Origin of the sequence: Pelorhabdus rhamnosifermentans, assembly GCF_018835585.1 — a bacterium.
GTDB classification, from domain to species: Bacteria; Bacillota; Negativicutes; order UMGS1260; family UMGS1260; genus Pelorhabdus; species Pelorhabdus rhamnosifermentans.
The window spans coordinates 24,503-50,282 of record NZ_JAHGVE010000004.1 but is presented as its reverse complement, the minus strand read 5'-3'; the positions used below and the strand labels follow the sequence as shown (position 1 = coordinate 50,282).

Sequence of the window (25,780 nt, the reverse complement as noted above, 5' to 3'; positions counted from 1 at the left end):
TTAAGCACCCTCAATTTTTTCTTCAAAGTTCTTCAACGAATTTTTTAAAGAATCTTTATTACTATTTACGATATCTTCGGTTTGAAAAATACCTGATGCTATCCCAACATATTTTGCTCCCGCCAAAAAATACTCTCGTACATTTTGTATATTAATTCCTCCGACAGCCATCAATGGTAACTCCCCAAAAGGAGCCCTTATATCTTTAAAAAACTTACTGCCAACGATATCTGCCGGAAATACCTTGACAATATCCGCACCATCTTTAATGCTTTGATAAATCTCGGTAGGTGAATATGCACCTGGTACACTAATAACCTGATGTTCTCTACAAAATTCCAGCATTTTTTTAGAAAACATATTCGGCGCTAAAACAAAGTCTACTCCAATATTAACTACATCCTTTAAATCTGCTTCATTTAAAACAGTTCCTGCACCAACAGAAATCTCTTGACCATATTTCTGAACAATCTTTTTAATAATAGTTTTGGAATCACCTCGATTCAAAGTAATTTCTACGGCATTAATTTTACTGTTTTTCATGACTTCAACAACGGCTTCGACTTGCTGATAATTATAACCTCTCAAAATAACTATCACTTTTGAAAAGTCCGTCAACCTTTGTTTCATATCCCTCTATGCTCCTTAAATAAAAAGTAGGTATAAACCACAATAAGGTTTATACCTACTTTTTATTGCAATTACCATGCCAACCAATTTGGCTAAAATTGTTTTTCAAACAAAATTTCTTTGATTCTTTCCATAGATGTCGCCTTTTTCAATTCCTTTAATGCTTTTTCATTTGATATAATGTCATAAAATTCACTTATATATTTTTGATCCCTATCTTGAAATGCAAACAAAAACACTAAATCTGCCATAAAGTCATTTTCCCATGCAATAGGTTTCACTAAAGTAGCCATTGCCATGGCAGTTTTAGTAACATACGCTGAATCTCCATGCGGTATTCCTATACCCCCTTTTAAATAAGTTGCTCCAATACTTTCCCGTTTGTATACACTCAACACAAATTGATCGCTTACAGCACCAAAGTCTACTAATAATTGCGATAATTTGTCAATGACCTGTGTTTTATTCGATGAAACTAAATTGCAAAGAATCAACTTATCATCCATTATTTTATACAAAACTGCTTTATTTTCATGATCCGTGTATAGTATTTTATGAATTCGCCTAATCCCTGCACTCCTGAAAACCTCATCTGTTGATAAAAAGGGGATATTTTTGACCTGCGGATTAATGCTTCCTACAATGGCTATAATATGATAGCTGCGCTGAATTTCATAAATATTTTGCTTCAGCTTCGTTTCATTTAACGCAGCAATTGTAAATAAACGTACTTCATCTTCTATATGCATAAACTTTTTTTTAACATAAGCCGCTAGACTACAAGCGGTCCCCTCTCCTGTCATACAAATAAATAAGATTGCCTTTTTTTGCGCCAACTCACCTATATCCATGTTTTTCGATAAATATTTATCTTCATAGATTGCGGATACAATATTATCCAGCGTAATATCCATCAAAGCCGCTCTTCGAACAGCCTCCAATACCATCGCTGTATCCACGCGATCTATACTGATTGTCTTAATCCCTGTTCTCTTTGTAATAATTTCTCCAAAGGATACTAGAGATCCCATATCAACCAACAACAAGCAACCTTTTCCTTCATCTATTTTTTCTACAAGTTCGATTGTCTCTTTTAATACAGCCTCGGGTGTTTCGTTAAAATCTACATCTATACTCGTTGCATAATTCATATTAAGAAATTTATTAGCCACTTCCACCATAGCCGAGGCAACTCTTCCATGTGTTAAAACAATAATCTTAACTTTTCCTTCCTGCATCTTTTCATGCCGAGAAAAAGTTCTTAAATACATTGCGATCATAGCAATTTCTTCTTTTGGAATTTTCGTTTGCAAATTTTTTTCTATTTCTAAAATCAGAATTTTAGCGATTCCATATTCCTTCTTATAATTACTTGCAATATTATCAATATCGACCTGAAAAGATTTATATACACCTTTACAGATTCTTTCATATAATGTACTCAAATGTATTGCCAAAAAATAATATACACGTTCTTCTAATTCTGGTATGTATTCTTTAGCAATGTCGACCGCCTTTTTTACAGTTCTGATGATTTTTTCGTCAACAATCGATTGTAATTCCACAATGGCCTTATCCAACGTTTCTTCTGTCCCCAAATGTTCTTTAAATGTATCTCTTATCTGGGATTGAATAATTTTATTAATTTCTCTTCCATCCACTCCACTGTTCTTTAATTTTTGAAAACTATGCTCTATTGTCGAATAAATGGTGTCAAATGACCAATCTTGCATTTTATCGTCAACATTTTCTATGGAAGCTGTTGGATCTATAAACAATGGATTTTTAATATATTTTTCTATTTCAACTCGATTCGTATTCTCTAGTGTATTAAAATTTTCATATTTCATTAAATCTTGCGCCCTAACGGTTATTTCAGCATTTCCTGATGATACTGATACGAGAAAGGCATTTGCACAGGCCACTTTAATATCACTAAATAATTGGCCAATATTCCCTGGACATTTATATAACATCAGATATTTTATAACTGCAGTATCTACTTTTATAAGCTGTTTTGTCTGCGCTGCCTCGCTTGTAAAAATTTTTTTGATAATTTCATACCGTTCCTTCGCAGATCGCTCCGATAAAATCGGAATATCAATAATCATCGGAATTCGACGCCTGAATGTCAATAGCAAGGAAGACTCGATATTTTCCGTCGTTGCAGCAATAATCCGTACATTAATTCGCCGTACCGACGTTTCTCCCAAGCGCCTAAATTCCCCTCTATCCAATATAGAAAAAAGAATTTCCTGTCCCTCACTTGGTAAACGATGAACTTCGTCCAAGAAGAGAATCCCCTGATTTGCTTTTTCAATTAAACCGAATTTGGTTGCGTCGGCCCCGCTAAAAGCACCCTTTACATAACCGAAAAGCTGGGTAAGAAGTAGTTGCGGGTTATCCGCATAATCCGCACAATTGAACACAACAAAAGGAGCTGTTGCCGACAAAATGGAAGATTCGACAGCAAATTTATACATATTTTCGGCTAAATAAGATTTTCCCACTCCTGATGGTCCAATAATTAAGGTATTCAACCCGTGAGGTGGATAAAGCATGGCTGCTTTCGCTTGATTTATCTGAACTCTCAGGCCAGATTGATATCCGATAATATGATTAAATGCTTCACTTTCCTTTTTCTTGTTGTTTCCTGAATAATCAAGCTTCGCTGTCTGCTCACTTAAAAAATCATTTTTTCTATGGTCTTCTATTTCAGCAGAATATTTTTTCGTAACTTCTTTCTGTAACTTTCCAGCTGTATAACGAGATATTTTATAGCCAGCCTTTTGGAGTAACTCTGTAAATTTTCGTTCTGAAATATTTTCATTCCTTGATAAGATCAACATAGCTTCTTGAATAATACTTTCTTTTCGGCGTTCTCTAGAATCGGGTATACCATGATTGCATCTTAATTCAATCACTTTTTCCCTGCGTATCCCAATCATTTTTGCTATTGACAAATCTGTTAAAGGATTTTTCTTGTCTTCACCTTTTATAATATTCAGTATTTCATCCATCATGTTTTCACCTACTAAGAATATTTTATCTAAAATCCCCTTATAAATCTATAACACGGATTTATTAATTAAAAAATTTAAAACAAAATTTTCTAAAACTTCTCTCTTAATTCTTTTCTTAATTGAGCAAATTGTCAAGTCCACCTCCACTTGCGAAAAAACTGCATATGATTAAGGAAATACATGATGGAATTATGCCAGAACAAACAAAATGAACCTTAATCAGCAAATTGACTAAGATCCATTTTATTTATTCATAATGATCAAACCCGTGAAAGAACACAAATTATTTTCTTCACTTTATCACCTGCTCGTTCCTGAAGGTGTGACCGCTCAATTATATCTAATGCAAATTAGGACTTGTTTGATAAAATTTATTACTTATGATACAATAAATGCAATTAAATATTTGGGGGAGCTTGTTTAGCAGGCTGAGAAAAAGTAATCAAACTTTGACCCATATACCTGATTTGGATAATGCCAACGTAGAAATAAGGGGATATGCCGCTATGGGTGTATCCCATTTATATTTGTTTTCGGGATTTGAGTCCGAAGAGGTGAAGGAGGAGCGTCCTGCACCTTACCTTATAACAAAAAAACAACTAAATAGCGAGGGAGCTCGTGTTTCGAGATGAGAGGAAGCTTTCAGCTTCGACCGACCTGACATGGTTTATGCCATATAGGGGGATGCTATTTAGTTACACGAGAAATATACCTTAATAACAATATTTATCCTTCTATATGACATACCCTGTCAAATAGCAGATATTTAAGCACTTTTATGCTTAAAAATAAATATGTTTGAGAGGTATTTTTTATGGAAAGAAAATCCGGGCTTTTAAAAATGATCATGCTGTCCATGATGATAGCACTTGGCGTAGTAATTTCACCGATTCTTCGTATCGAAGGAATGTGCCCTATGGCTCATTTTATTAACATCGTGTGTGCCGTCTTGCTGGGACCGTGGTATGCCCTACTCTGTGCAACTCTAATCGGCATAATCAGAATGATGTTCATGGGTATTCCGCCTTTGGCTCTGACTGGTGCCGTTTTTGGCGCAACGCTATCAGGAATTCTTTACAGAATTTCTAACGGAAAACTGATTTGCGCTGTGATAGGAGAAGTTATCGGAACAGGCATCATCGGAGCAATTGTTTCTTACCCAATTATGGCCTTTATTTTTGGAAAAGCAGGGCTTACATGGCTGTTTTATGTTCCTCTGTTTATTTGCGGAACGCTTATTGGCGGAACGATTGCCTATTTTTTTCTTACCGCGCTAAGGAAGTCGGGTATGCTGGCAAATCTTCAGAAAAGCTTGGGAGCGAAAATTTATGATAAACCAAATGCTTAACATAACTGATCTATTAGAAATAAGACACCAAATTAAAGCAAAAAAACCGCTTATTCACTGTATAACAAATCACATTTCAATTAATGACTGTGCAAATGTTGTACTTGCTGTTGGCGCAAAACCGATTATGGCAGAACATCCCGCCGAGGTTTCCGATATCACAGCATCTTCTAAGGCACTGGCCGTAAATCTCGGTAACATAACAGACACTCGCATGGAATCAATGCTGATTTCCGGCAAAACGGCCCTTGAAAAAAACATTCCATCGATCATTGATATTGTTGGAGTCGGATGCAGTAACCTTCGTCTTGATTTTACAAAGAAATTTATTTTCGCATGTCATCCAAGCGTTATTAAAGGAAATATGTCGGAATTGAAAGCTCTCTGTGGCGTTGAAAGCGGTGCAAAAGGCATTGATGTCGGTGAAAAAGATAAGATTACGGAGGATAATATAGCTAATAGCCTAGCCCTGCTAACATCGCTGTCTTCGAAGACAGGTTCTGTTATTGCAGCAACAGGAGTGGTTGATATTATCACCGACGGAACGGATACATACCTTATTGAAAACGGCTGTGAAATGCTTTCAATGATAACAGGAACGGGCTGTATGCTGAATGTCTTGGCTGCAACCTTTATCTCAAATAAAGATATCATTGGCGGAACGGTTCTAGCGACAGCTTTTATGGGAATATGCGGAGAACTTTCCCAAAACGTGGAACTTCTCGGAAAGTTTAAAACAACACTTTTAGACTATATATTCAGCCTATCAGACCACCAATTTAAAGAAAAAATAAAATACCATTTTTGCAAATAGGTACTACGCTGACTCCACTCCCCAAAAATCCGCTAGTATATAGGCAACTGTTAGCAAACGAATTCCATAATATCTATTTCCAATTCCTCTTCCAACGCGATACATTGTCCAGTCAACGTTTGAACGACAGGCCGTGTAAAATATTGTTCATTCAAATAAATAATTTTAGCAATCAAACCATTACTTAACTTGACTAAAGAACCTACCAAACATTTCTTAGCGTGCTGAATAAAAGTCATACATATTTTGGGGTCCATCATACCATACATCATTTGGCATAATTCCTTCAGCGCCAAAATTGGAGAAATCGCTTGACGATATACACGTTGGGAAATCATAGCATCATAAACATCGGCGACAGCAATAATCCTTGCAACTTGCGAAATATCGCCTGCCTGCAGTGATGAAGGATAACCACTCCCGTCTAATCGTTCATGGTGCTGTAAAATTCCATTCTTAACTATATCATCAATATCATCTGCCCCTTGCAAAATTTCATATCCAAATAAAGCATGCTTTTTCATAAGCTCCATTTCCTCTGGCACTAATTTGCCGGGCTTATTCAAAATAGCTAAAGGAATACACACCTTTCCTATATCATGCAACAGCCCTGCCGTTACAAGCTGTTTACTCTGTAGTTCCGTCCATTCTAGCCATTTTCCGATAATTCCTGCAAAAATTGCCACATTGATGCTATGCCTGAAAAGATAATCACCCGTATGATTAAAAACATGCAAATAACTGAATACAGAGTCTGATTTAAGCAATAGCGGCATAAGCGTTTCATCAGTAAATTCATGAAGCTGTGTAACCGATAATTGATCAAATCCATTAAATTGATCAAAAATATCTGATACTGCTACGATCATTTTATCGCGTTCTTTCACAAATTCCCTCCGTTCATTTTTTAGATCATCAAAAAATATGAATGTTTCCTCTTCAGCAATAAAGATCTCGGGAATTCTCCAATATGCTAATTTAGCAATTAACTTATCAGTTAAAATTACGTCCTTATCTAATAATATCATTCCATTCTCAGCCATAATCGATTTCCCCAGTTTCATCCCAGGTTTAGCTTGTAAAATGCTGCATTTTCTAATAAACACCAAGATCGCCACCTTAAATTTTATCTTCATAGTTATGCGGTCAGTAAAAAATCATCCATAGACATGCAAAAATACCTGTGACACTATTAGAAGTACACAGTTAATTAAAAATTTAATTAATCATAACAAATAAAAAACTACCAAGTAATACATCATATTATTTTAATGATGCAACCCGGCAGTCGTTGATAAAAATCATTAGACCCAATGGCTTTGCGTCCCTATCTTTCGATAAGTTTGCCCATGTTTAATTCTATAATTCTAGAATATACTAATAATAGCACATTTTTATAAATCAGTCATTTATAATATGTAATATCAGGTTAAATTTTCGTTACTGATTCTACTAAAAAAGCAAATACTTAGCAAGCAATTCGCTAAATGCTACTAAATTGCAATACGCCCATAACCTACTGGGTAGGTTATGGGCGTAAAATCAGGCGCCAGCATAATGCTGACGCCTAGATCTCAAATCTATTTATAATAAAGGTTTATTTTTCATACTATTTTCGTTAATGGTTTTAATGGATGCCCCCAATGTTTAGATTGTTCTGTAATGTATAGATCCAACTCAGCAGGTGTCATCTTAATCGTTTTTACTTCCGGTTGTCTGTATTCTCTTCGATCATGAGTAACAAAACCACCAATAGCTGTCGTTCTTCTACGCATTTGAGCTTCAATAGTTGCTGCTCTAAGTAAACCACAAGTTCTTCTGTTAAGTGTTCTCATACCCAATCACTCTCCCAAAAATGTTGTGTAATGATAACAGAACTATTCAAACATTATTAGATTGTTGGCCTCCTTCTCACTAATGATCTTGTCTTTATATGTAATTTATTGACGTATAACGTAATTATACGTCTTTTTTGGCTTCTAGTCTACAGACCTAATAACTAATTTCATTCATATTTTAATGCCACTCACGCTCTCATAATAAATTTTTCTTTTAAATTCTATTACCTCATTCTTTTTAATTAGATAGTCTATATTCACGTATATAAAAGTTCCTACGTTTATGATGTTCTGTAGAAACTCTTAGTTATTATACTATTGAAACAAATAACATTTCTACCGAATGAGCACTATACGCTTTATTTTCATAAAAAATCAAGCCTTTTGGAGCAGGAAGCATTGTCTAAGATGCTGAACATAATTAATAGTAAAATTAACAAATGGAGGTATTTGAATGAAAAGAGCAAAAATGATACTCATATTAGCCGGATTAATGCTGTTTAGTTTAGGGATATACACGCCCAATGTTTATGCAGCTGATAAAACACTCAGTGTAAAAATTATTGTAAATCAAGATTTTTGGAATAGCAAAATTACATTTCCGAATGGCAATAAGGCAGAAATTAACGGCATCGGCATCGTAATACTTGACAAAGGACTACCGCAGATATTCAAAACACTTACTCCAGGACAAAATGAATTAGACTTAAACTACACTGGCGTCGAGGATTCAGATTACCAAATAAAAATCCCCTTTTGGGCTGGCCCTGGTGCTTTAGTCTATCAAACAATAGAGAAAGTTAAAAATAACGGACAGACTCTCACGTATACAATTGGAGCAGATACCAGCATTCGACCTTTAACCATCGAACGTACCCAGCAATAATGTTGCTCCATGATTATCAAATCCATATTCGGTAATATATCAAAAAAAAGTATTAGCATTATGCTAATACTTTTTTTCATCCAACAATACGTCCAGCATTTTTTTACGGTTATTAATAAACTCTGTCATTACAACATAGTGCTCTGTTTTTTCATATTCAACAACATCAAACCCTTTATTGGATATTTGTAAAATTATTGCATTCGGATATCCCATGATAATAGGTGAATGAGTTGCAATAATAAATTGTGAGTGTTTATTCGCTAAGTCATGTATTATTGAAATCATTGCCATTTGCCGCATGGGAGATAAGGCTGCCTCTGGCTCATCTAATATATATAGCCCATTGCCTTTAAATTTGTTCATAAAAGTCGAAAAAAAAGCTTCCCCATGCGACTGCTCATGCAATGACCGTCCTCCATAAAAATCACTGACCTTAAGCTCATCTATTTGGGTTGCAAGATTATAAAAGCTTTCTGCGCGCAAGAAAAAACCGTCTCTAGGTTTTCTTGCTCCTCGAATTAAACGAATGTATTCATGCAATTCCGAATGAGAATTTCTTGAAGAAAAATTAAAATTACAAGTTCCCCCTTCAGGATTAAATCCCCATGCAATAGCAATTGCCTCCAGTAGTGTAGATTTTCCTGTACCGTTTTCCCCTACGATGAATGTAACCTGTGGATGAAACTCCAAACAATGTAAATCACGAAAAGCAGGTAGAGAAAAGGGATATTGATTGAAATAATCTATTTTATCTCGCAACAATTTTACGGAACGCAAATAATGCCCTGTATTTAATACTTCCATTTAAATCTCCTAGCATTTACTCATTACTCTTACGAACAATTTTTACTTACCTATTTACCTTATTTAATAAATTTTCAATTCGATTTAATCCCTCAGTAATATTCTGCAGGGAAGTCGCATAAGACAACCTCACATGCGTATCTATACCAAAACCTGAACCCGGAACAAGTGCAACTTTGGCTTTCTCAAGCAATGCATCGGCAAAATCATTCGAGCCTTTAATTTCTATACCATCAATTTCAGCTCCGATAAATTTCGAAATATTCATCAGTACATAGAACGCTCCGTTTGGAGTAACACAGGACAAGCCAGGTATGGAGTGAATTCGCTTTACCATATAATTTCTTCTAGTAATAAATGCAGAAACCATATCATTTACTATATCTTGCTCACCATTAATAGCCGCTTCTGCTGCCTTTTGTGCTATCGAATTAGGATTTGATGTCGCATGGCTTTGCATATTACCCATAATTTTAGCGATTTCACTATTCGATGCCGTATAGCCTATTCGCCAGCCAGTCATCGCATATGTTTTCGAAACACCATTAACAACAATGGTCTGCTCTTTTATTTTGTCATTAATCGACGCAATGCTAACATGCTCATATCCATCATAAATTAGTTTTTCATATATTTCATCAGAAACAACAAATATTCCATGTTCCACTGCTAAATCAGCGATTTCCGCAAGTTCTCTGTGAGAATAAACCATTCCCGTAGGATTACAGGGACTATTGATTATGATTGCCTTTGTTTTTCTAGTTAATGCCTGCTTAATCTGTTGAACACTAAACTTAAATCCACTATGTTCTGATGTTCTTATGATTACAGGAGTGGCATCTGCCATTTTTACCATTTCTGGATAACTAACCCAATAAGGTGCAGGTATAATAACCTCATCTCCAGGATTACATAGCGCTTGAAATATATTTACCAAAGAATGTTTTGCACCATTACTAACAATAATTTGCTCAGGCGTATAGTCTAACCCATTATCTTTCTTAAACTTATTGCAAATAGCCTGCTTTAACTCCAATATACCTGATGCAGGAGTATATTTCGTAAAACCAGACTCAATAGCTGCGATTGCAGCCCTTTTAATATGCTCTGGCGTATCAAAATCGGGCTCGCCTGCGCCAAATCCAATAATATCCAGTCCTTCAGCTTTCATTTTCTTTGCCTTCGCATCTATAGCTAAAGTAGATGATGGACTTATTGATAATCCTTTTATAGATAAATCCATATATACCAATCCTCCTAAGCTCTACTATCTAAAGAACAGTACAGAAGCACTCTCATTAATATTATACATAAGTTACTTTATAATTACAATAAAGCTACTGATTTGTTACACAGATGTGCTCCTTTTTAATTACATTAATTTCACGGCAAAAGACCTAGTACCTATCGTATGAACAATCGCTAAAATACTATCCAAATGGTCGTCCTCTCTCTTTACTAATTCTGATAAGTCTCCTTCTAATTGCATAACCTGTTGCTTTCCTTCCATGTCTTGATATTGAAGGTTAAGTGAAGCTGCTGGATATTAAGCTCAATATACCAAACCCACCTATTATGAACCCTGAAAGCCAGTTAATCCATTTGAGTCGCTTTTGATCAAATTTGGAGCGAAGCATATTTACCATTCCACTTAATATAAGCCACCAAAACATAGAACCACTAAAAACCCCAAGAACTAAGAATCCCGCTAATATGTAGTTTCCATCCATTGTACCTACCCCTAATCCTGCAAAAACTGCTGCAAAAGATAGGATAGTCAGCGGATTCGTTAAAGTTAAGAAAAAAGCAGATGTATAAGCACCTAAAAAGCTCTTGCCCCCCGCTTTTACAGCTTCTTCTGCTGGAATAGATTGAAATGTTTTATAACCTAAATAAAGTAAAAACAGTCCGCCAATCAAACGCAAATAGGATTGATGATCGAGTAAAAAAGCGGAAACCACTGTTACACCAAAAGCAGCGATACAACCGTATATAGCATCTGCTGTTGCTGTCCCTAAACCGGAAAGGAAACCGCTTAACATACCACTAGACAGGGTGCGCCTGATACAAAGAACTCCCATAGGTCCCACAGGGGCAGCGATAGAAAAGCCTAGTATCACTCCTTTAATCAAAAAAAGCAGTTCCATCGTTATTTCTACCCTCTTTCAAATTTTATTGGCAATATTGGAGTTTCTTTAACAGTCGATAAAATGACAGTTGTCCGAGTTTTTATGCCTGACAAAGACTTTATTTTTTCACTTATTAACCTTTCAAGATCACGAGTACCTGAACAACGTACTTTAAGAATGTAATCTTCTGCCCCAGCTATATGATGACACTCCAGTATTTCTGGCAGATTATTCACCCTAGTGAGAAACTCTTTCTTCTGTTCAGGTCGTTCCAACGTAACAGAGATGAGAGCAGCTAACCCACAACCTATCTCTTCTGGATTGATTAGTGCTGAATAGCCCTTTATTACCCCGAGTTCTTCCAACTTGCGTACCCTCTCGGCCGCGGCAGGAGCTGAGAGACCAAGAAGTGTTCCTAACTCTGCCCATGTTGTACGAGCTTGTTCCATAAGTTGTTTGATTACTTTGAAATCGTTACTATCCAATATAAAAACCTCTCTTTCGAATGTTTTATATAAATAATACATTTTATTCGTAAAAAAATAAAGTAAAAGTTAAAAAAATCGCTTGTACCTTTTTACTTCTACCTAACAATTATAGCGAAATTTAGATGGTAGATAAATGAAAGCATGCAACAAGGCTTCGACCCCTGTAATAGGATAAGTCGAAGCCTTGAGTTTTCTAATCAGCTTTTTATAATATGCAATTAAAGTGAGTTGACTTTATGTTTACAGAATTCATACTGCCAACTATTTTATTAAACAATTTAATCATTTTCCACATCTGGTTTCACTTTAAACCATGCCGCATACATCGTTGGTAAAACAAGTAACGTCAACACAGTAGCACCAAATAATCCACCAGCAATAGCCACTGCCATGGGGCCCCAGAAAGTACTCGCCATTAAAGGAATCATGCCTAATATGGCAGCGGCGGCAGTTAACATAATCGGGCGAAATCTTAGTATGGTTGAATCGATAATAGCATCCCACACCGTCTCACCATCTTTTATATGCTGCTCAATTTGATCAATCAAGATAACTGAGTTTCGTATAATCATGCCACTAAGAGCCAAGATCCCCAGTTCAGAAACGAATCCCATGGGTCGCTGCGTCAATAGCATGGATATGCTGACTCCAATGATTCCAAGGGGTGCCGTCAATACTGTTAATATCATCAAAGACATCTTCTGCAGCTGGAACATCAGAAGTGTAAAAATAATGATGAGCATGACTGGCACTGGTTGAAGCAAATATCCAATCGCTTTTTGGCTATTTTCGAGAGATCCGCCAATGGTGATGCTGTAGCCTGGCGGCAAGTTATTACGCAGATCCTTAAGCTTTTCGTACACCTGCTTCGTAGCATCATTGCCAGTTACTCCCTGAGTTACATTAGCCTGTACCGTAATCGCTGGTTTAAGATCCCGCCGCCAAATCAGTCCGTCTTCGGCTTCATAGCTTATTTTGGCAATCTGTCCCAAAGGAACAAATTTTCCATTGCCAATATGAATATTAAGGTCCTTAATATGAGCTAAATTATTTCGGTTCTGAGAATCAATACGAAATACTACATCAACCGTTTTATCTTTCTCACGAAACTCAGATATGTCGGCACCTGACAACTGCGTTTGCAAATTAGTTGCCAATGTTTGACTATCAATACCCAGCATTCTTGCTTTGTCTTGATCAACAGACAAATGCATAATTTTGCTTTTTTCATTCCAATCAAAATTAATATCCGTAATGTTAGGATTTGCTGCCATGGCTGTACTAACTTGTTGAGCAATTTCCCGCACTTTATCATGGTCATATCCTGCAACGCGCAGCATAATCGGGTAGGGCGAAGGCGGCCCTGTCTGTATTAACTTTACATTTCCACGCACATTTACGAATTTCTCAGCAAATAAGTTATCTATTTTCTTATTTAATACTTCTCGCGCTTGTGTATTTTTAGCCACAATAACAAATTGAGCATAGTTGTTAGCCGGAAGCTTAGGGTCAGTAGTTAGCACAAACCGTGGAGCACCTTCTCCCACATAATAACTGTAATTATCAATATTAGCATCGTCAGCAAGGCTCTCAGCAAACCGCTTGGCCTCCTGCTCTGTTGCCTTGAGAGAAGATCCTTCAGGTAAAGTCAGTTCCACAATAAGCTCAGGACGTATAGATGGCGGAAAAAATTCTTGTTTTACGAATTTCAAAAGGAAAATCGAACTCAAAAAGCATAACATTGTTACGCCAAGTACCAGTTTTTTACGACATAAACACCAGATCAATACCCGCCGAAACATTCTGTAAAACTTTGTATCATAGATATCATGCCCGCTTTTTGCTGCAGGTTTTACCTTTATCAATAGCTGTCCCAAAAGTGGTGTTATCAAAACTGACACAAGCCAAGATATCAATAAAGCGATGGTGATCACTTTGAACAGACTACTGGTAAACTCCGCAGCACTCCCTTTGGAAAACCCGATGGGTATAAAACCGGCACATGTAATCAGCGTTCCCGTCAGCATTGGAAAAGCAGTAGCCGTGTAAGCAAAGCAAGCAGCCTTAAACTTATCCCAGCCTTGCTCCAGTTTTACGCTCATCATTTCTACCGCAATAATTGCATCATCAACTAGTAATCCCAACGCAATAATCAACGCACCTAATGAAATCTTATGCAAATCAATCCCCATGACTTGCATGCAAGCAAATACACCAGCTATTACCAGTGGAATACATAGAGCAACTACTACACCAGAACGTATACCAAGGCTTATAAAACAGACAATCAACACAATGATTACTGCTTCACGCAATGATTTTATAAATTCACCAATAGATTCTTCGACTACTTTTGGCTGATTGGATACTTGACTGATTTCAAAACCAAGCGGTAAATCCTGCTTAATTTGATCAATCGTTTTGCTTATATCTGCCCCCAGTGTAAGAATATTCCCCCCTTTATCCATCGATATGGAGATTCCGATGGCAGGTTGACCATTAAAATACATTTTAGGCTCCATCGGATCAGCATAACTACGCCGCACATTAGCAATATCCCCCAGTCTAAAGGTGCGATCATTGACACGAATGGGCAAATTGCGGATACTTTCTATGTCATCAAACATGCCGCTAATACGTAAGTACACATCGTCAGACGATGTTTCGATCATTCCTGATGCTGTCATGGCATCCTGTGTTTTCACAGTATTGATAATTAGATTGGGATCAATACCAAGTTGAGCTAACTTGCTGCTCTCCATTTCAATATAAATTTTTTCGTCCTGCACACCAAGCAATTCAACTTTTTTTACGTTGGGAACTCCCAGTAAAGTCCTGCGTATTTTCTCCGCTCTATCGCGCATTTCTTCATAGGTAAACCCATCCGTTGTAAGCGCATAAATTGAGCCAAAAACATCATCAAACCTGTCATTAAATGCAGGTCCGACTACCCCCTGCGGTAACGTACCCTTTATATCATTGACCATGTTACGTACTTCCAACCAGGTTGGCCTAATATCTTGTTCACTTACCTCACTTTTTAAGTTTACATAGATCACGGCCTGCCCCGGCTGGGAATAACTTTTTAAGTAATCTATTCCAGGCGTATCTTGGAGCTTTTTTTCTATTTTGTCTGTTACCTGTTCTTCCACTTGACTGGCACTGGCACCTGGCCAAGCCACGGAAACAACCATTTGGCGAATGACAAAATCGGGGTCTTCCATTCTTCCTAAATGAGTATATGAAAATATTCCCATTACAAAAGTTACAATGATGAAATAATAGATAATCTGTTTATGATTAAGTGCCCACTCTGTCAAATTATGCTGTTTCATTGGTCATCACCTATTGTCCGTACCCTTTGTCCTTCCTGCAACTTGTGTACTCCAGCAATTACGATTCGATCTCCGTCTTGCAACCCTTCTAGAACATTAACTTTGTTATCACCGAAAACGCCGATTTTTATCGGTCTAAGCGTAACGATATCGTTATTAATAACCCACACATTCGGTATATCCCCAGTCTGGTACAAAGCAGCTAGAGGAATATAAGCTGCTTTTTGACTATCCGAAGGAGCGACCGTCACAGTAGCCGTCATACCCAACTTTATTTCCTGTGGAGGATTCACTAAACTAATTCGAACTTTATATGTACGGGACACTTTATCAGCAATAGGCGAAATTTCCCGTACTATCCCCTCCACAGTAGTCTCCGGCAAAGCCCAAAAAGCAACTTCAATTTTCCCCGCCTTACGCAATTCCTCAATACGGTTCTCAGGAATACTGATTTCAATTTCCCGCTCGCCGTCCTGCACTAAAGTAAGAACGGATTGTCCAGCGCTAACCACCTGCCCGGCTTCGGCACTAATACTAGAAATAACGCCGTTACTATTCGCATAAAGTGTACTATATCCAAGTTGGTTACCACTTTGACTATACTGCGCAGACGCTTGCCCAACAGCAGCGACTGCTACATCATAGGCACTTTGATACTGATCAAGTTGGGCACGACTGATCGCATCTTGTTCGTATAACTGCTTATAGCGAATCAGATTATTCTCGGCAAGCTTCAATTGTGATTGAGCGGAAGATACCTGAGCTGAACTAATATTTACATTCTGCTCAATATCTTTAGGATCAATTTCCATCAAAGCGTCTCCAGGGTGAACTACACTCCCCAAGTCAACATTACGCTTGATAATCTTCCCTGCGACTTGGAATGCCAATGGACTTTCATACCTTCCCCGCACTTCACCGGAATAACTGGCACTTTGGCCTATTCCATCCATTTTTATTACTTGCGAATGAACCAGTGGCGCTTTCTCTACTACTGTTGCCGTTTTGCTGCAACCTGCGAGTATTAAGCAGCTCATCAACATAATAACGAGTTCAACCCTTCGAACAAAAATTTTTCCCATCATAAATTTCCTCCCTCATCCATGGTTACGACTGATTTTATAAAACACCATAAAAGAAAAAAAGACTATAAACTAATTCGGTTTCGTAGTTTCCGCAGACTAAAAAATAGCTGCCAAAAGTTACTAATTAATGACAGCTATCTACTCACGCATAGAGATTGTCAACTACCTTTTAACAATAGCATGAACTATAAAATCAACTAGCATATCCGTATAATACCCCTGATCCATTTTTTCCTGAGAAAATTCGATCGTTCGCATATAACTAAAAGCTTGGAATAATCTTACCCCAGCATAGGCTGCAAGCTGTTCATCAACATCTCGAAATTCCCCTTGCTTTTTTCCTTCGATAATGATATCGGCAATAATTAAAATAATATCTTTTCCAATCATAGAATGGTATTTTTTGCTTAGAAAGGTAGAAAACAGCGTCTCATCCGCTTTTAATAATCTTGTTAAAAAATTATCTTCATTAAAATACGCTAGTGAAATTTTAATTAACTGCGTTAACTTGTCAAGAGGATCAGAAAATTCCTCGATGCGGGCGAAAATCATTTCCCGATTTTTGGAACTTTCTCTTAACATGAGACTGATAAACAAATCCTCTTTGTCGTTAAAGTGACCATAAATTGTCTTTTTAGAAATTTTACAATCTCGGCTAATTTCGTCCATCGTCGTTTTCTTATAACCAAAACGATCAAATCGCTCTTTCGCCTTATCAAGAATAAGATCTTTTAAATCATCCATAACTTTTCACCACTATCTTAAACAAAATATTCATCAGCTAGACCTACCTCTTAATATATTGTTCTGCAATCACCTATATACTATAATAGTGTTTCAGTTTCCACAAGTCAAGAGTGAATGATTAAATATGACTCACCTTTTATTCAATTCCTTTAATGATACAGCGGGGTTATGATATTTACGAAAATAGTGAGTATGCGATAATCTACTAAGAATCTTGCTGAATAATCGCCAGCCCAATGTAGTATGTAAGATTAAATATGCCAAAAAGACTGCCGTCAAAACATAAATATATTGTATGATTCCAGCCCAATTTATAGGAAACCACTCCAAAGGTAACTTAACTATATTATTCAATAAATATGCTGAAACAGGTATCGTGGTTAGATAATAAAAAATAACTGCTATTATTGGACTTGCCTCCACCGCTTGATGCGGGCAATAATTCATACAAGCCATACAACTATCACAAGAATAGCTCCAATAAGGTCGCTGTTTTGTTTTCCCCGTCATAATAATAGCCCGTTTAGGACAAATACTGGCACATAAGCCGCACCCTATACACTTATCGGAAGCGAAAAACAATTTTGACAGAATAAATTGTGCCATAACAAGATAGGCGAAAGAAATCGGGACTAACCATACACCTAAGATCAAAGGGATAATACCGTCAAAATATACTTGCCCCGACAAAACTGTTTTAGCAAAATGTTTCACTCTCGGCTCCGCCGCTGAAATGATAAATTCAATATTTTCCTTACTTAGCCCCCAATGAACTACCGTCCAATTGCTAGGCATATCGACACCCATGACGCCCCTTACTGTATACCCTTTTAGAAATAATAAGCAGGCAATAAGATACCCTGCTGTTCCTTCCATTCCCGGGAGTGAAACCCCCTTTATTCTCGTGCCCGCCCTTGAAGGTAGAACAACCGCCGCTGCACCATTTCCCCTCGGGAGACATAAAATATGTCTTAATATTAACCATGGAGCCGTAAAACCATGGGTAGGCAATGTAAACACACATAATGTTTTCGCATCTGGCTCTACGCACAGTTTATCTGTCTTTATTTGTTGTATCTTTATTTGCAAACCAAGTTCTTGGGCAATTTCAGTAAACCATAGGGCTACCTTATAAGAATTGCCTGTACCAGTCATAAAATAAACGGATATCTTTTCAAACATTATACTCACCCCATGTTTGTCATTAGTAACTACTATTTATATCAGCTTCTATCACCGAAATAAAAATCCTGCACCACTTATCATAAGTAATGCAGGATAGATTTTTTTCCTCTAATACTATTCATCATGAATTCATTGCTATTATTTTTTCAGTCCCATACCTGTTAAAAGAACAACAATCTTAAGTTTGTTATCATATTTTTCATTAAAATATTGCAGCATTCCAGCAACAGCAGCCCCTGAGGTGCACAATTTTTACTTTGAACAGCAATAATACGAGGAAGTGTACCGCATCAGCTGCTAATATTTTTATGTTCTTCATCATATTTTTTTAAAGATTTATATATATCTCCTATGCCATCAAAAACAAAAGTTGCCTTCACACCATATTTATCAAGGTCTTCGACAGTAGACTCGCCTGACAATACCAAAATAGATGTAATTCCTGCATTTTCTCCCGTTTTAATATCCGTATATACACGATCGCCCACGACAGCAAATTCATTTAGTTTATACTGCTTCATTTTTCTAAAAGCACTCTGAATAATCTCTTTGTTCGGTTTGCCAACAACAAACGGAACCTTTCCAGTTGATGCCTTTATAAGTTCCATCATGGAACCGGTATCAGGAATATATCCGTTTTCTACCGGACAGTTAAAATCGGGGTGAGTTGCAATATATGCAGCACCATTGCGGATAAAATCACAGCCCTTGACAAGTTTTTCATAGGTTAATGTCATATCAAAACCCAGTACAACATAATCCGGATTTTCATCTGTCAATATGAAGCCAAACTTCTGAAATTCTCGTTCTAGTTCAGGCGTACCCATTAGAAATACTCTCGCTTTTGATTTTAAGCTGTTTAAATAACTAATTGTAGCATCGCCAGAAGTTAGAACATTTTTCGCATCACACTCTATCCCTAAATTACACATTTTTTCCACATAATGTGTACTATCTTTTGATGAATTATTTGTAAGAAATAAAAAATCACGATCACTTTCTTTCAAATAATCAATAAATTCTTTCGCCCCAGGTAATAATTTCTGTCCTAGATTGATAGTACCATCCATATCTAATAAAAAACATCTAATTTCCCCTAAAGTTTGCATAAAGACTAAACCACCTCTTCTTATTATTTTGCAGTTCCATTACTCAACTTTCGCAGCATCAGCATCGTATACCATTTCACATACTTTCCACAGGGATCGTAAACTCTAGCAGAGAATTTGGTTTTTTCACTTTGTTCGCGGCACACTATAGAATCATCAAGAATGAATACGCTGACTTTGTTAATAGTGTTTATTGCTCAGGCAACTGAATTTCTTTCGGATACTCCCATTTCTGCAATTCCGCCAACGGCACTATAGGTGGTTCTTTACCACCATTCATTGTAAGCGTCCGATAATAAATCTCAGCTAGTTCCTCTGTATACGACGGCATGTACATCTTTGCGACAACTGCTATTCTGCGATGGAAAGCTTTCGCCACGGCTGTAAAACGGAGCTGTCGAAAAGACAGCCCCTCTATAAAACTATATATCCGATAATAAAATTAAACAGCAATTTCTTCTTCCGATGCATTTTTCAACGCTTGTCTATCGAGATAATCGTATATTGATTTTTTGTTCTTTTTGAAAAATACCCATAAAGCAAAATACGCTACAAGTGTAAGACCAATCAAAATCGGGCTCGCTGTAAGAAAGGCAAAAAATACTAAGCTCATCAACGGTTTACCCAAAATATTGAAGCTCGTAATCAGCATTGCCCCTGCCGGAATAGCAACACCAACCGTCAATGCCATATTCGTAAAGAGAGGCGCCGTCGCCGTACATACATAAAGGCCTAAGCTAAACCAAATTATACCAGACACAAGGATCTTCGCTATATTGCCATTATGCACGGCCACAAGGCCTTGCACCATATAAGGAATAGCCAATAAGTCAACAACTGGCAGCGCTTGATTTCCTGGTAGAGCAATAGCAATAACTAACATAATAGGAATTAAAATCAAGCCTGACATCAACGTAGCCGGTTCCCCATATCCAACCGCATCATTTACAGCAATATACCAGTCACGTTTACCCGATTTGCTCATCATTTTCCTTGCAGCATCTGTAATTGGTGCGAATGCCTGCGCAAACATACTCGCAACTTTAGGGAAAATTGCCATAATAGCACTTGTAGAAATACCGACTTTCATGATTTCGCCCCAAGCTGCTAACGTCATGATTCTATCAACATTACCAAGTATACCGATAAACATCCCTAAGAATAGACCCAATGTCATAGGTTCGCCAAGAAAGCCAAATTTTCTTTCCAATTCTTTTGGATTCAACTTAAGTTTATTCAACCCCAATGCATTATATAGAGGGTCAATCAATACAGCAAAAACAGATGGCTCTACATTATGCATGGCGATAATTGTACAATTTGGATAGTTATAATAGGTCGACCAACGTTTTGCGACCAATTCAGAAATCAATAAGCTGTACAAGTTTAAAACAACCATGCAAGCGATACCGAGAACGAAATTTCCTGTTACACCGATGACCATTGCACCCCAAACCATATAAGAATAGTTATTCCACAAATCAGATGGCTGGAATACGTCCGTCCATTTTACCAGGAACAACAACGTTTGTAATGCAATCCCTAAACCTAAGTAAATCATACCCGCACTTGTCGAAAATGCAACTAACGACGTTGCCTGCCAACCAACATCAAATACAGGTAAATTTACACCTGTACTCTGCACCATATGGTTGATGACTGGTGTAATAATCGGTGTAAAAGAATTGAGGAGCAGTACGAAACCCTGTAAGCCCACACCTGCATAAACTGCAGATAAAAATGATTTCCTCGTTTCAACCCTAAATGCTTTTGCTATGATAAAAATTATTATAGGTACGATAATAGAAGCACCAAAAGAATCTATGATTCCTTTCATTAGTTCTAACATAATCCACTCTCCTATTCATCTTATAATTTTCTCAAATGGCTGCCTCAACTTGCTTTCTTATTTATTTAAGCCTTTGACAATTTCCAAAACCTGTTCAAAAAATTCATCTTCACCGATTCCCGTCAGACAGGCAAACGCGTTGACAGTCGGTATAACGTAGTCGCCCGATTGCAACGGACTTGTGAACGTAATAAAATCAAAACGTCCAGATTGTGCCAGATTCAATGCTTCTGTAGGTCTTGCCTCCGTCGCAGAAACATTATAGCCTTTGTCCTTCAGAAATTCTTTTACTTTACCTGCTACCATCGAAGAAGTAACTGTACCTGATCCGCACACTGATAAAACACTGATTTTTCCCAAGGTAAAATCCTCCATTTTTATATTTTTATTTTATAATTCTATTACATCTAATAGCTTTGCGACTTCTTCTTTCGTTTTAGCCGCTTTGATTTGCTGCAACAGTTCCAAATTTTGAAACACTGACATCAATTTTTGCAGCAAACTAACCTGCCCATCCGGATCCTTAATTGCCAGTAAAAACACCAGTTCCACTTGCAATTTATCCGAATGATCAATCATCGAGTAAAATATCACCGGTTTTTTGAGTACGGCAACAGCGATATGCGACAAAATAACATGCTCTGCATTCGTATGTGGAATCGCTACCGAAAAACTCCCAAGATTTAATCCCGTTGGCAAATTCATTTCGCGCTCTATGACCGCGTTGATGTAACTATCCTTTACGTAACCGTTCGCCAACATTTTTTTCCCCAATGTAACAATAACATCTTGATTTGTTTCAGCTGCCAAATTCAGTTCAATTAAGTCAAAATTCATGTATATCCTCCTAATAATTTTTACCTTAAACTTATTTATAGTAGTTTTGACCAGCTCCTTCTTTTTCCTGTCACCTTATATATAAGCAAGTACCGTGCCGAACTATTTCAACTCTAAATTTTTTCTTTTACCATTGATTTATAAGGCTTTGCCGGCTCTTCAATCATAATCTATACAAAAATCCATTTTTCTCTTTGCCACTACTTTATGTATTGCCAAATGTATAAATTTTTACGTAAAGCTCGCCCCTGTTGCTCTTAATAGCAAAAAAGATGCAGCAACCGCTGCATCGCTATATTATAATTTTTTTACCTTTTCCATAATGATTTGCTTAAACATTTCTCCATTTGTGCACATGCGAATTGCCTTCATAAAAGTTTCATCCTGCAGAACCGTTAACATTTTTTTAACAATATCCTTATCATCGGCGGTAAATACCGGCATGAGCAAGAAATTCACGTTACCGACAACCCAATCAATGGGTTCCTTCAACTTCACAAAAACAAATTTCGTGCGTAAAACCTCTGCTGACGTACCATGCGGTACTGCTGTATTCCCTTTAGAAAAGGTTGGCAACAATTCCTCTCGATGTAAAACCGAGGATAAATATGCCTTCTTGACATACCCTTTATTAATTAAAAGCGAACAAATATATTCCAGTAAATCCCGCTTTATATAGAATTCCGGTTCATAAAGAATCAACTCATCATCAAGGAAGTAAGCCAAGTCATTGATATATTGCATTGACAAATACAATTCCAAATTCTTTAATATATCTTTATCGTAAGGAATAAAATTGATGCCTGAAATCTTTGGATTAATTGTACCAATAATTGCTAATATATTATTCTCATTTCTTATTTCATTAATTTTCGTCATGATATTTTCGTCGAGGGCACTTATTGCATAACAGCGAAACTGCGGATATTTCGCTTCGATTTCCTGGCTGATATATTTCGCATTGCCTTCCCCAGTAAGGCAAATCGTAATAATCGCACTTTGTTTATTCGCTTCTTTTTCTAAAATATAATTGTATTTCATATTTTCCTTACATAATGAAAAATAGATTTCATCCAAATCAGATTCCCCTATTGAGACCTTGCGTGCCGCTTCCAAAGCTATCAACAAATCCATGCGATCAAGCATCCGTGTTTTTATGCCTGTCCGTTGCATTACGATATCCCCAATATTCGTCAGCGATCCCATATCAACCAAAAATAATACTCCACACCCTTGATTAACTGCCTTTGCCATAGCAACAGCTTTATTATAAATATTTATTGGTTTTTCATTGAGTGGCATATCAATTGCCATCGGAGCCTTCATACCAAGTAAATCTTTAATGACCTTAACCGTCGCGCTAGCTATATTACCATGCGATACAACAATCAGGCCTACACGCTTCTTTTTTTCCTCTTCATGCAGTGCCGCCTTCATATACAACGCAATAAATGCGATTTCATCCTCTGAAATCTTGATGTTTTCCGCCTGTTCCAGCTTTTCTGCAAACTGCTTGCCTATGCTATATTCATGGACGAATTCTTTTTTTATTTTACTCATATTCAAATTAACGATACGCTGATTCAACTTGATTTTTTTAATGGCTTCTTCTAAATGAATTGCCAGATACTTAAATGCATTCTTATTTACCTTGCTCTCTCGTCCTTCGCCAATGATCTCATCCATAAATTCCTTGATGACCTTAAGAATATTATCGCGCACAAAGGTTTTTAATTCTTTAAATGAAAAAAGCTCATTTTCAACCGGATCCATCACATCACTGAAACGATTCAAAATAAATGCCCATAAGATATTCTCGATTTCCGAATCACTCAAATCAAGATTTTTTAACTCATCGTACTTTGTCTCAATACCACGATAAATATCCTTATTGATCTGATATGCAGTATTGTAAAAATCCCCCTCTACAGCAAAATCATTTACCCCAAACGGTATCAAAATTAGATTTTTAAGATATTTTCGAATCTCAGAATATTCGATTTCCGCGAATGATGTATCCTGAAAGGAATCATTAAGTTTCAAAATTCCTGCGACCTCAATAGATACTATGTTTTCCTGACTATTCTGTTTATTCTGCAGAAAATTCATAAACGAATGCGCACACAAAACCTGAATCATACTTTTTAACTGGCCTATATTCCCTTTAAACTCCTTAAGGGCAAGAATTTCCACGACACTTTTGTCGATAAAAATCTTCGCATTGATGCGATTGCATTCCGCCTGAAATATCGTATAAATGAGCTCAACACGTTCTTTCAAAAACCAATCTTTTAATGCTGGCAATTGGATGATCATTGGAATACGCCGCCGAAACGTCAAGAGAAGATTGTCTTCAAGACTTTCCGTCGTTGCACCAATAAACATCAAGTTCACCGCGCGCTCTATACCGCTTTCCCCTAAACGACGGAAGCACCCACGGTCCAAAATAGAAAAAAGAATTTCCTGTCCTTTTGGCGGCAAGCGATGGATTTCATCCAAAAACAGTATCCCGCCGTCCGCCTGTTCAACTAAACCGGGTGTATCATTTACCGCTCCCGTAAATGCTCCTTTTTTGTACCCGAATAATAGAGATAACAACAATTGCGGATTATCCCCATAATCTGCGCAATTGAACACAATAAACACGCCATTCTCATGAATAACATTGTTTCCCTTCGCGAAATCGTACATTGTCTTGGAAAACAAGCTCTTTCCTACACCACTTTCACCAGTAAGCAAAGTTGGCAATCCCTTGGGCGGATACAAAATCGCCGCCTTTGCCTGTTCGATCGAATTTTTCAAGCTACCATTGCTCCCGATAAGCCGCTTGAATGGATCGGCACCGTTCACCTGTAAACCGTCACTCTTCGTTGTTGCTTCAACCTCCGACAATGGCAAAAGTTCGTCAATCACTTTCCTCGAAATCGCAAACCCCTGCTCAATTAACTGGCACGTTAAATCCGATACGGCAATATTGGGTTGATTTTTCCGCACGGCCAAAATTGCCGCCTTCAAATATGGATAGCGCCGTTGGCGCGAGTTATTGATATTCAGTTCTTTTCTGATATTGGTTATATTTTCTCTAGTAGTATGTAAGTACTTTGCAATCTGTACATCCGTCAGCGGATTTTTTTTGTTTTCTGTATCGACAAGATTGATCACCTTATTTTTTAAATCCATATCACAAATTCCTCTCTCATTTGCTACCAAAGCCTATTCCTTTATCAAAAAAACATCTTACCGCTTGCATACTACTATAAGCCGCTTGAATTATCCCTGTGACAGGAGAAGCTCAAGCGGCTTATCTCTATATCCGTTTTCAAATCTATTAAACAATTCCATGCTAAATTTTTCAATTATCGTAATTCTTATTTATATAGTATATCATTAAAAACCTATGCCACCACATACTATAAATTATTTTTGTCCATAATATGCGTTTTTTCCGTGTTTTCGCAAAAAATGTTTATTCATTAAACTAGGACCTATCACATTGTTTGGCGACATTAATTCTGTATAATATGCCATTTTAGAAATCTCTTCCAAGATGACCGCATTATGAACTGCCTCCGCTGCACTTTTACCCCAACTAAACGGTCCGTGATCGTTAAAAATAACCGCCGGACAGTATACTTGGAGCCGCTTACATTGCCCCAAGTATACGTGATGA

General features: G+C 37.1%; 23 protein-coding genes and 2 riboswitches. Of the genes, 3 read left to right on the top strand and 20 right to left on the bottom strand.

Translation table 11 applies throughout. The annotated features are described in order from the left end of the window. On the bottom strand, positions 1-630 hold the full coding sequence (locus tag Ga0466249_RS06320; protein ID WP_215828604.1) for a bifunctional 4-hydroxy-2-oxoglutarate aldolase/2-dehydro-3-deoxy-phosphogluconate aldolase: 630 nt from the start codon (positions 628-630) through the stop codon (positions 1-3). A gap of 92 nt (positions 631-722) precedes the next feature. Beyond that, positions 723-3,653, bottom strand: coding sequence for a sigma 54-interacting transcriptional regulator (locus tag Ga0466249_RS06315; RefSeq protein ID WP_215828603.1), 2,931 nt, complete (start codon positions 3,651-3,653; stop codon positions 723-725). 398 nt (positions 3,654-4,051) lie between these two features. Then, a riboswitch (TPP riboswitch) is annotated at positions 4,052-4,160 on the top strand. 307 nt (positions 4,161-4,467) lie between these two features. On the opposite strand from Ga0466249_RS06315, the gene thiW reads away from it, so the two are divergent. Then, positions 4,468-5,001, top strand: coding sequence for an energy coupling factor transporter S component ThiW (gene thiW / locus Ga0466249_RS06310; RefSeq protein ID WP_215828602.1), 534 nt, complete (start codon positions 4,468-4,470; stop codon positions 4,999-5,001). Continuing rightward, positions 4,982-5,815 (top strand): hydroxyethylthiazole kinase, encoded by an 834-nt coding sequence (thiM, locus tag Ga0466249_RS06305; RefSeq protein ID WP_215828601.1) that lies wholly within the window; start codon positions 4,982-4,984, stop codon positions 5,813-5,815. The genes thiW and thiM overlap by 20 nt, the downstream gene beginning before the upstream one ends. 50 nt (positions 5,816-5,865) lie before the next feature. Here the strand turns inward: thiM and Ga0466249_RS06300 are convergent, their stop codons facing one another. Next, positions 5,866-6,921, bottom strand: coding sequence for an HD-GYP domain-containing protein (locus Ga0466249_RS06300; RefSeq protein WP_215828600.1), 1,056 nt, complete (start codon positions 6,919-6,921; stop codon positions 5,866-5,868). A gap of 166 nt (positions 6,922-7,087) precedes the next feature. Then, positions 7,088-7,173: riboswitch (cyclic di-GMP riboswitch) on the bottom strand. 246 nt (positions 7,174-7,419) lie between these two features. Beyond that, entirely contained in the window at positions 7,420-7,650 is a 231-nt protein-coding gene (locus Ga0466249_RS06295; RefSeq protein ID WP_215828599.1) for a hypothetical protein, read from the bottom strand. 457 nt (positions 7,651-8,107) lie between these two features. On the opposite strand from Ga0466249_RS06295, the gene Ga0466249_RS06290 reads away from it, so the two are divergent. Beyond that, on the top strand, positions 8,108-8,539 hold the full coding sequence (locus Ga0466249_RS06290) for a hypothetical protein (protein WP_215828598.1): 432 nt from the start codon (positions 8,108-8,110) through the stop codon (positions 8,537-8,539). A 63-nt stretch (positions 8,540-8,602) separates the two neighbouring features. Here the strand turns inward: Ga0466249_RS06290 and Ga0466249_RS06285 are convergent, their stop codons facing one another. The 16 genes from Ga0466249_RS06285 to Ga0466249_RS06210 all read right to left on the bottom strand — a co-directional run bounded on the left by Ga0466249_RS06285 (position 8,603) and on the right by Ga0466249_RS06210 (position 25,767). Further along, positions 8,603-9,346 (bottom strand): AAA family ATPase, encoded by a 744-nt coding sequence (locus Ga0466249_RS06285; RefSeq protein ID WP_215828597.1) that lies wholly within the window; start codon positions 9,344-9,346, stop codon positions 8,603-8,605. Between the two features lie 46 nt (positions 9,347-9,392). Then, positions 9,393-10,589, bottom strand: a complete 1,197-nt coding sequence (locus Ga0466249_RS06280) for a pyridoxal phosphate-dependent aminotransferase (protein ID WP_215828596.1) — start codon at positions 10,587-10,589, stop codon at positions 9,393-9,395. 129 nt (positions 10,590-10,718) lie between these two features. Then, positions 10,719-10,835 (bottom strand): hypothetical protein, encoded by a 117-nt coding sequence (locus Ga0466249_RS06275; protein WP_246588521.1) that lies wholly within the window; start codon positions 10,833-10,835, stop codon positions 10,719-10,721. A gap of 37 nt (positions 10,836-10,872) precedes the next feature. Then, entirely contained in the window at positions 10,873-11,493 is a 621-nt protein-coding gene (locus Ga0466249_RS06270; RefSeq protein WP_215828594.1) for a LysE family translocator, read from the bottom strand. 8 nt (positions 11,494-11,501) lie between these two features. Beyond that, on the bottom strand, positions 11,502-11,960 hold the full coding sequence (locus tag Ga0466249_RS06265; protein ID WP_246588520.1) for an Lrp/AsnC family transcriptional regulator: 459 nt from the start codon (positions 11,958-11,960) through the stop codon (positions 11,502-11,504). Positions 11,961-12,241: 281 nt separating this feature from the next. Continuing rightward, on the bottom strand, positions 12,242-15,298 hold the full coding sequence (locus Ga0466249_RS06260; RefSeq protein WP_215828593.1) for an efflux RND transporter permease subunit: 3,057 nt from the start codon (positions 15,296-15,298) through the stop codon (positions 12,242-12,244). Beyond that, positions 15,295-16,380, bottom strand: a complete 1,086-nt coding sequence (locus Ga0466249_RS06255; RefSeq protein ID WP_215828773.1) for an efflux RND transporter periplasmic adaptor subunit — start codon at positions 16,378-16,380, stop codon at positions 15,295-15,297. The genes Ga0466249_RS06260 and Ga0466249_RS06255 overlap by 4 nt, the downstream gene beginning before the upstream one ends. Before the next feature lie 165 nt (positions 16,381-16,545). Continuing rightward, a complete protein-coding gene (locus Ga0466249_RS06250; RefSeq protein WP_215828592.1) occupies positions 16,546-17,127 on the bottom strand; it encodes a TetR/AcrR family transcriptional regulator in 582 nt (193 codons plus the stop codon). A gap of 132 nt (positions 17,128-17,259) precedes the next feature. Beyond that, entirely contained in the window at positions 17,260-18,312 is a 1,053-nt protein-coding gene (locus Ga0466249_RS06245) for an EFR1 family ferrodoxin (protein WP_215828591.1), read from the bottom strand. A gap of 293 nt (positions 18,313-18,605) precedes the next feature. Then, complete coding sequence (locus Ga0466249_RS06240; RefSeq protein ID WP_215828590.1) at positions 18,606-19,424, bottom strand: HAD-IIA family hydrolase; 819 nt, start codon at positions 19,422-19,424, stop codon at positions 18,606-18,608. Between the two features lie 190 nt (positions 19,425-19,614). After that, positions 19,615-19,761: a hypothetical protein gene (locus Ga0466249_RS06235; protein WP_246588519.1), complete on the bottom strand. Its 147-nt coding sequence runs from the start codon at positions 19,759-19,761 to the stop codon at positions 19,615-19,617. 105 nt (positions 19,762-19,866) lie between these two features. Next, the gene (locus tag Ga0466249_RS06230; RefSeq protein WP_246588518.1) at positions 19,867-21,273 is read right to left on the bottom strand and encodes a PTS galactitol transporter subunit IIC; all 1,407 of its coding nucleotides are present in this window, start codon (positions 21,271-21,273) and stop codon (positions 19,867-19,869) included. A gap of 57 nt (positions 21,274-21,330) precedes the next feature. Beyond that, complete coding sequence (locus Ga0466249_RS06225; protein ID WP_215828589.1) at positions 21,331-21,633, bottom strand: PTS sugar transporter subunit IIB; 303 nt, start codon at positions 21,631-21,633, stop codon at positions 21,331-21,333. Positions 21,634-21,663: 30 nt separating this feature from the next. Then, the gene (locus Ga0466249_RS06220) at positions 21,664-22,110 is read right to left on the bottom strand and encodes a PTS sugar transporter subunit IIA (RefSeq protein ID WP_215828588.1); all 447 of its coding nucleotides are present in this window, start codon (positions 22,108-22,110) and stop codon (positions 21,664-21,666) included. A gap of 297 nt (positions 22,111-22,407) precedes the next feature. After that, positions 22,408-25,290 carry a sigma 54-interacting transcriptional regulator gene (locus Ga0466249_RS06215; RefSeq protein WP_215828587.1) on the bottom strand — a complete coding sequence of 961 codons (2,883 nt, stop codon included), beginning with the start codon at positions 25,288-25,290 and terminating at the stop codon, positions 22,408-22,410. A gap of 237 nt (positions 25,291-25,527) precedes the next feature. Further along, positions 25,528-25,767 (bottom strand): class II aldolase/adducin family protein, encoded by a 240-nt coding sequence (locus tag Ga0466249_RS06210; protein ID WP_246588517.1) that lies wholly within the window; start codon positions 25,765-25,767, stop codon positions 25,528-25,530. Positions 25,768-25,780: the final 13 nt, after the last annotated feature.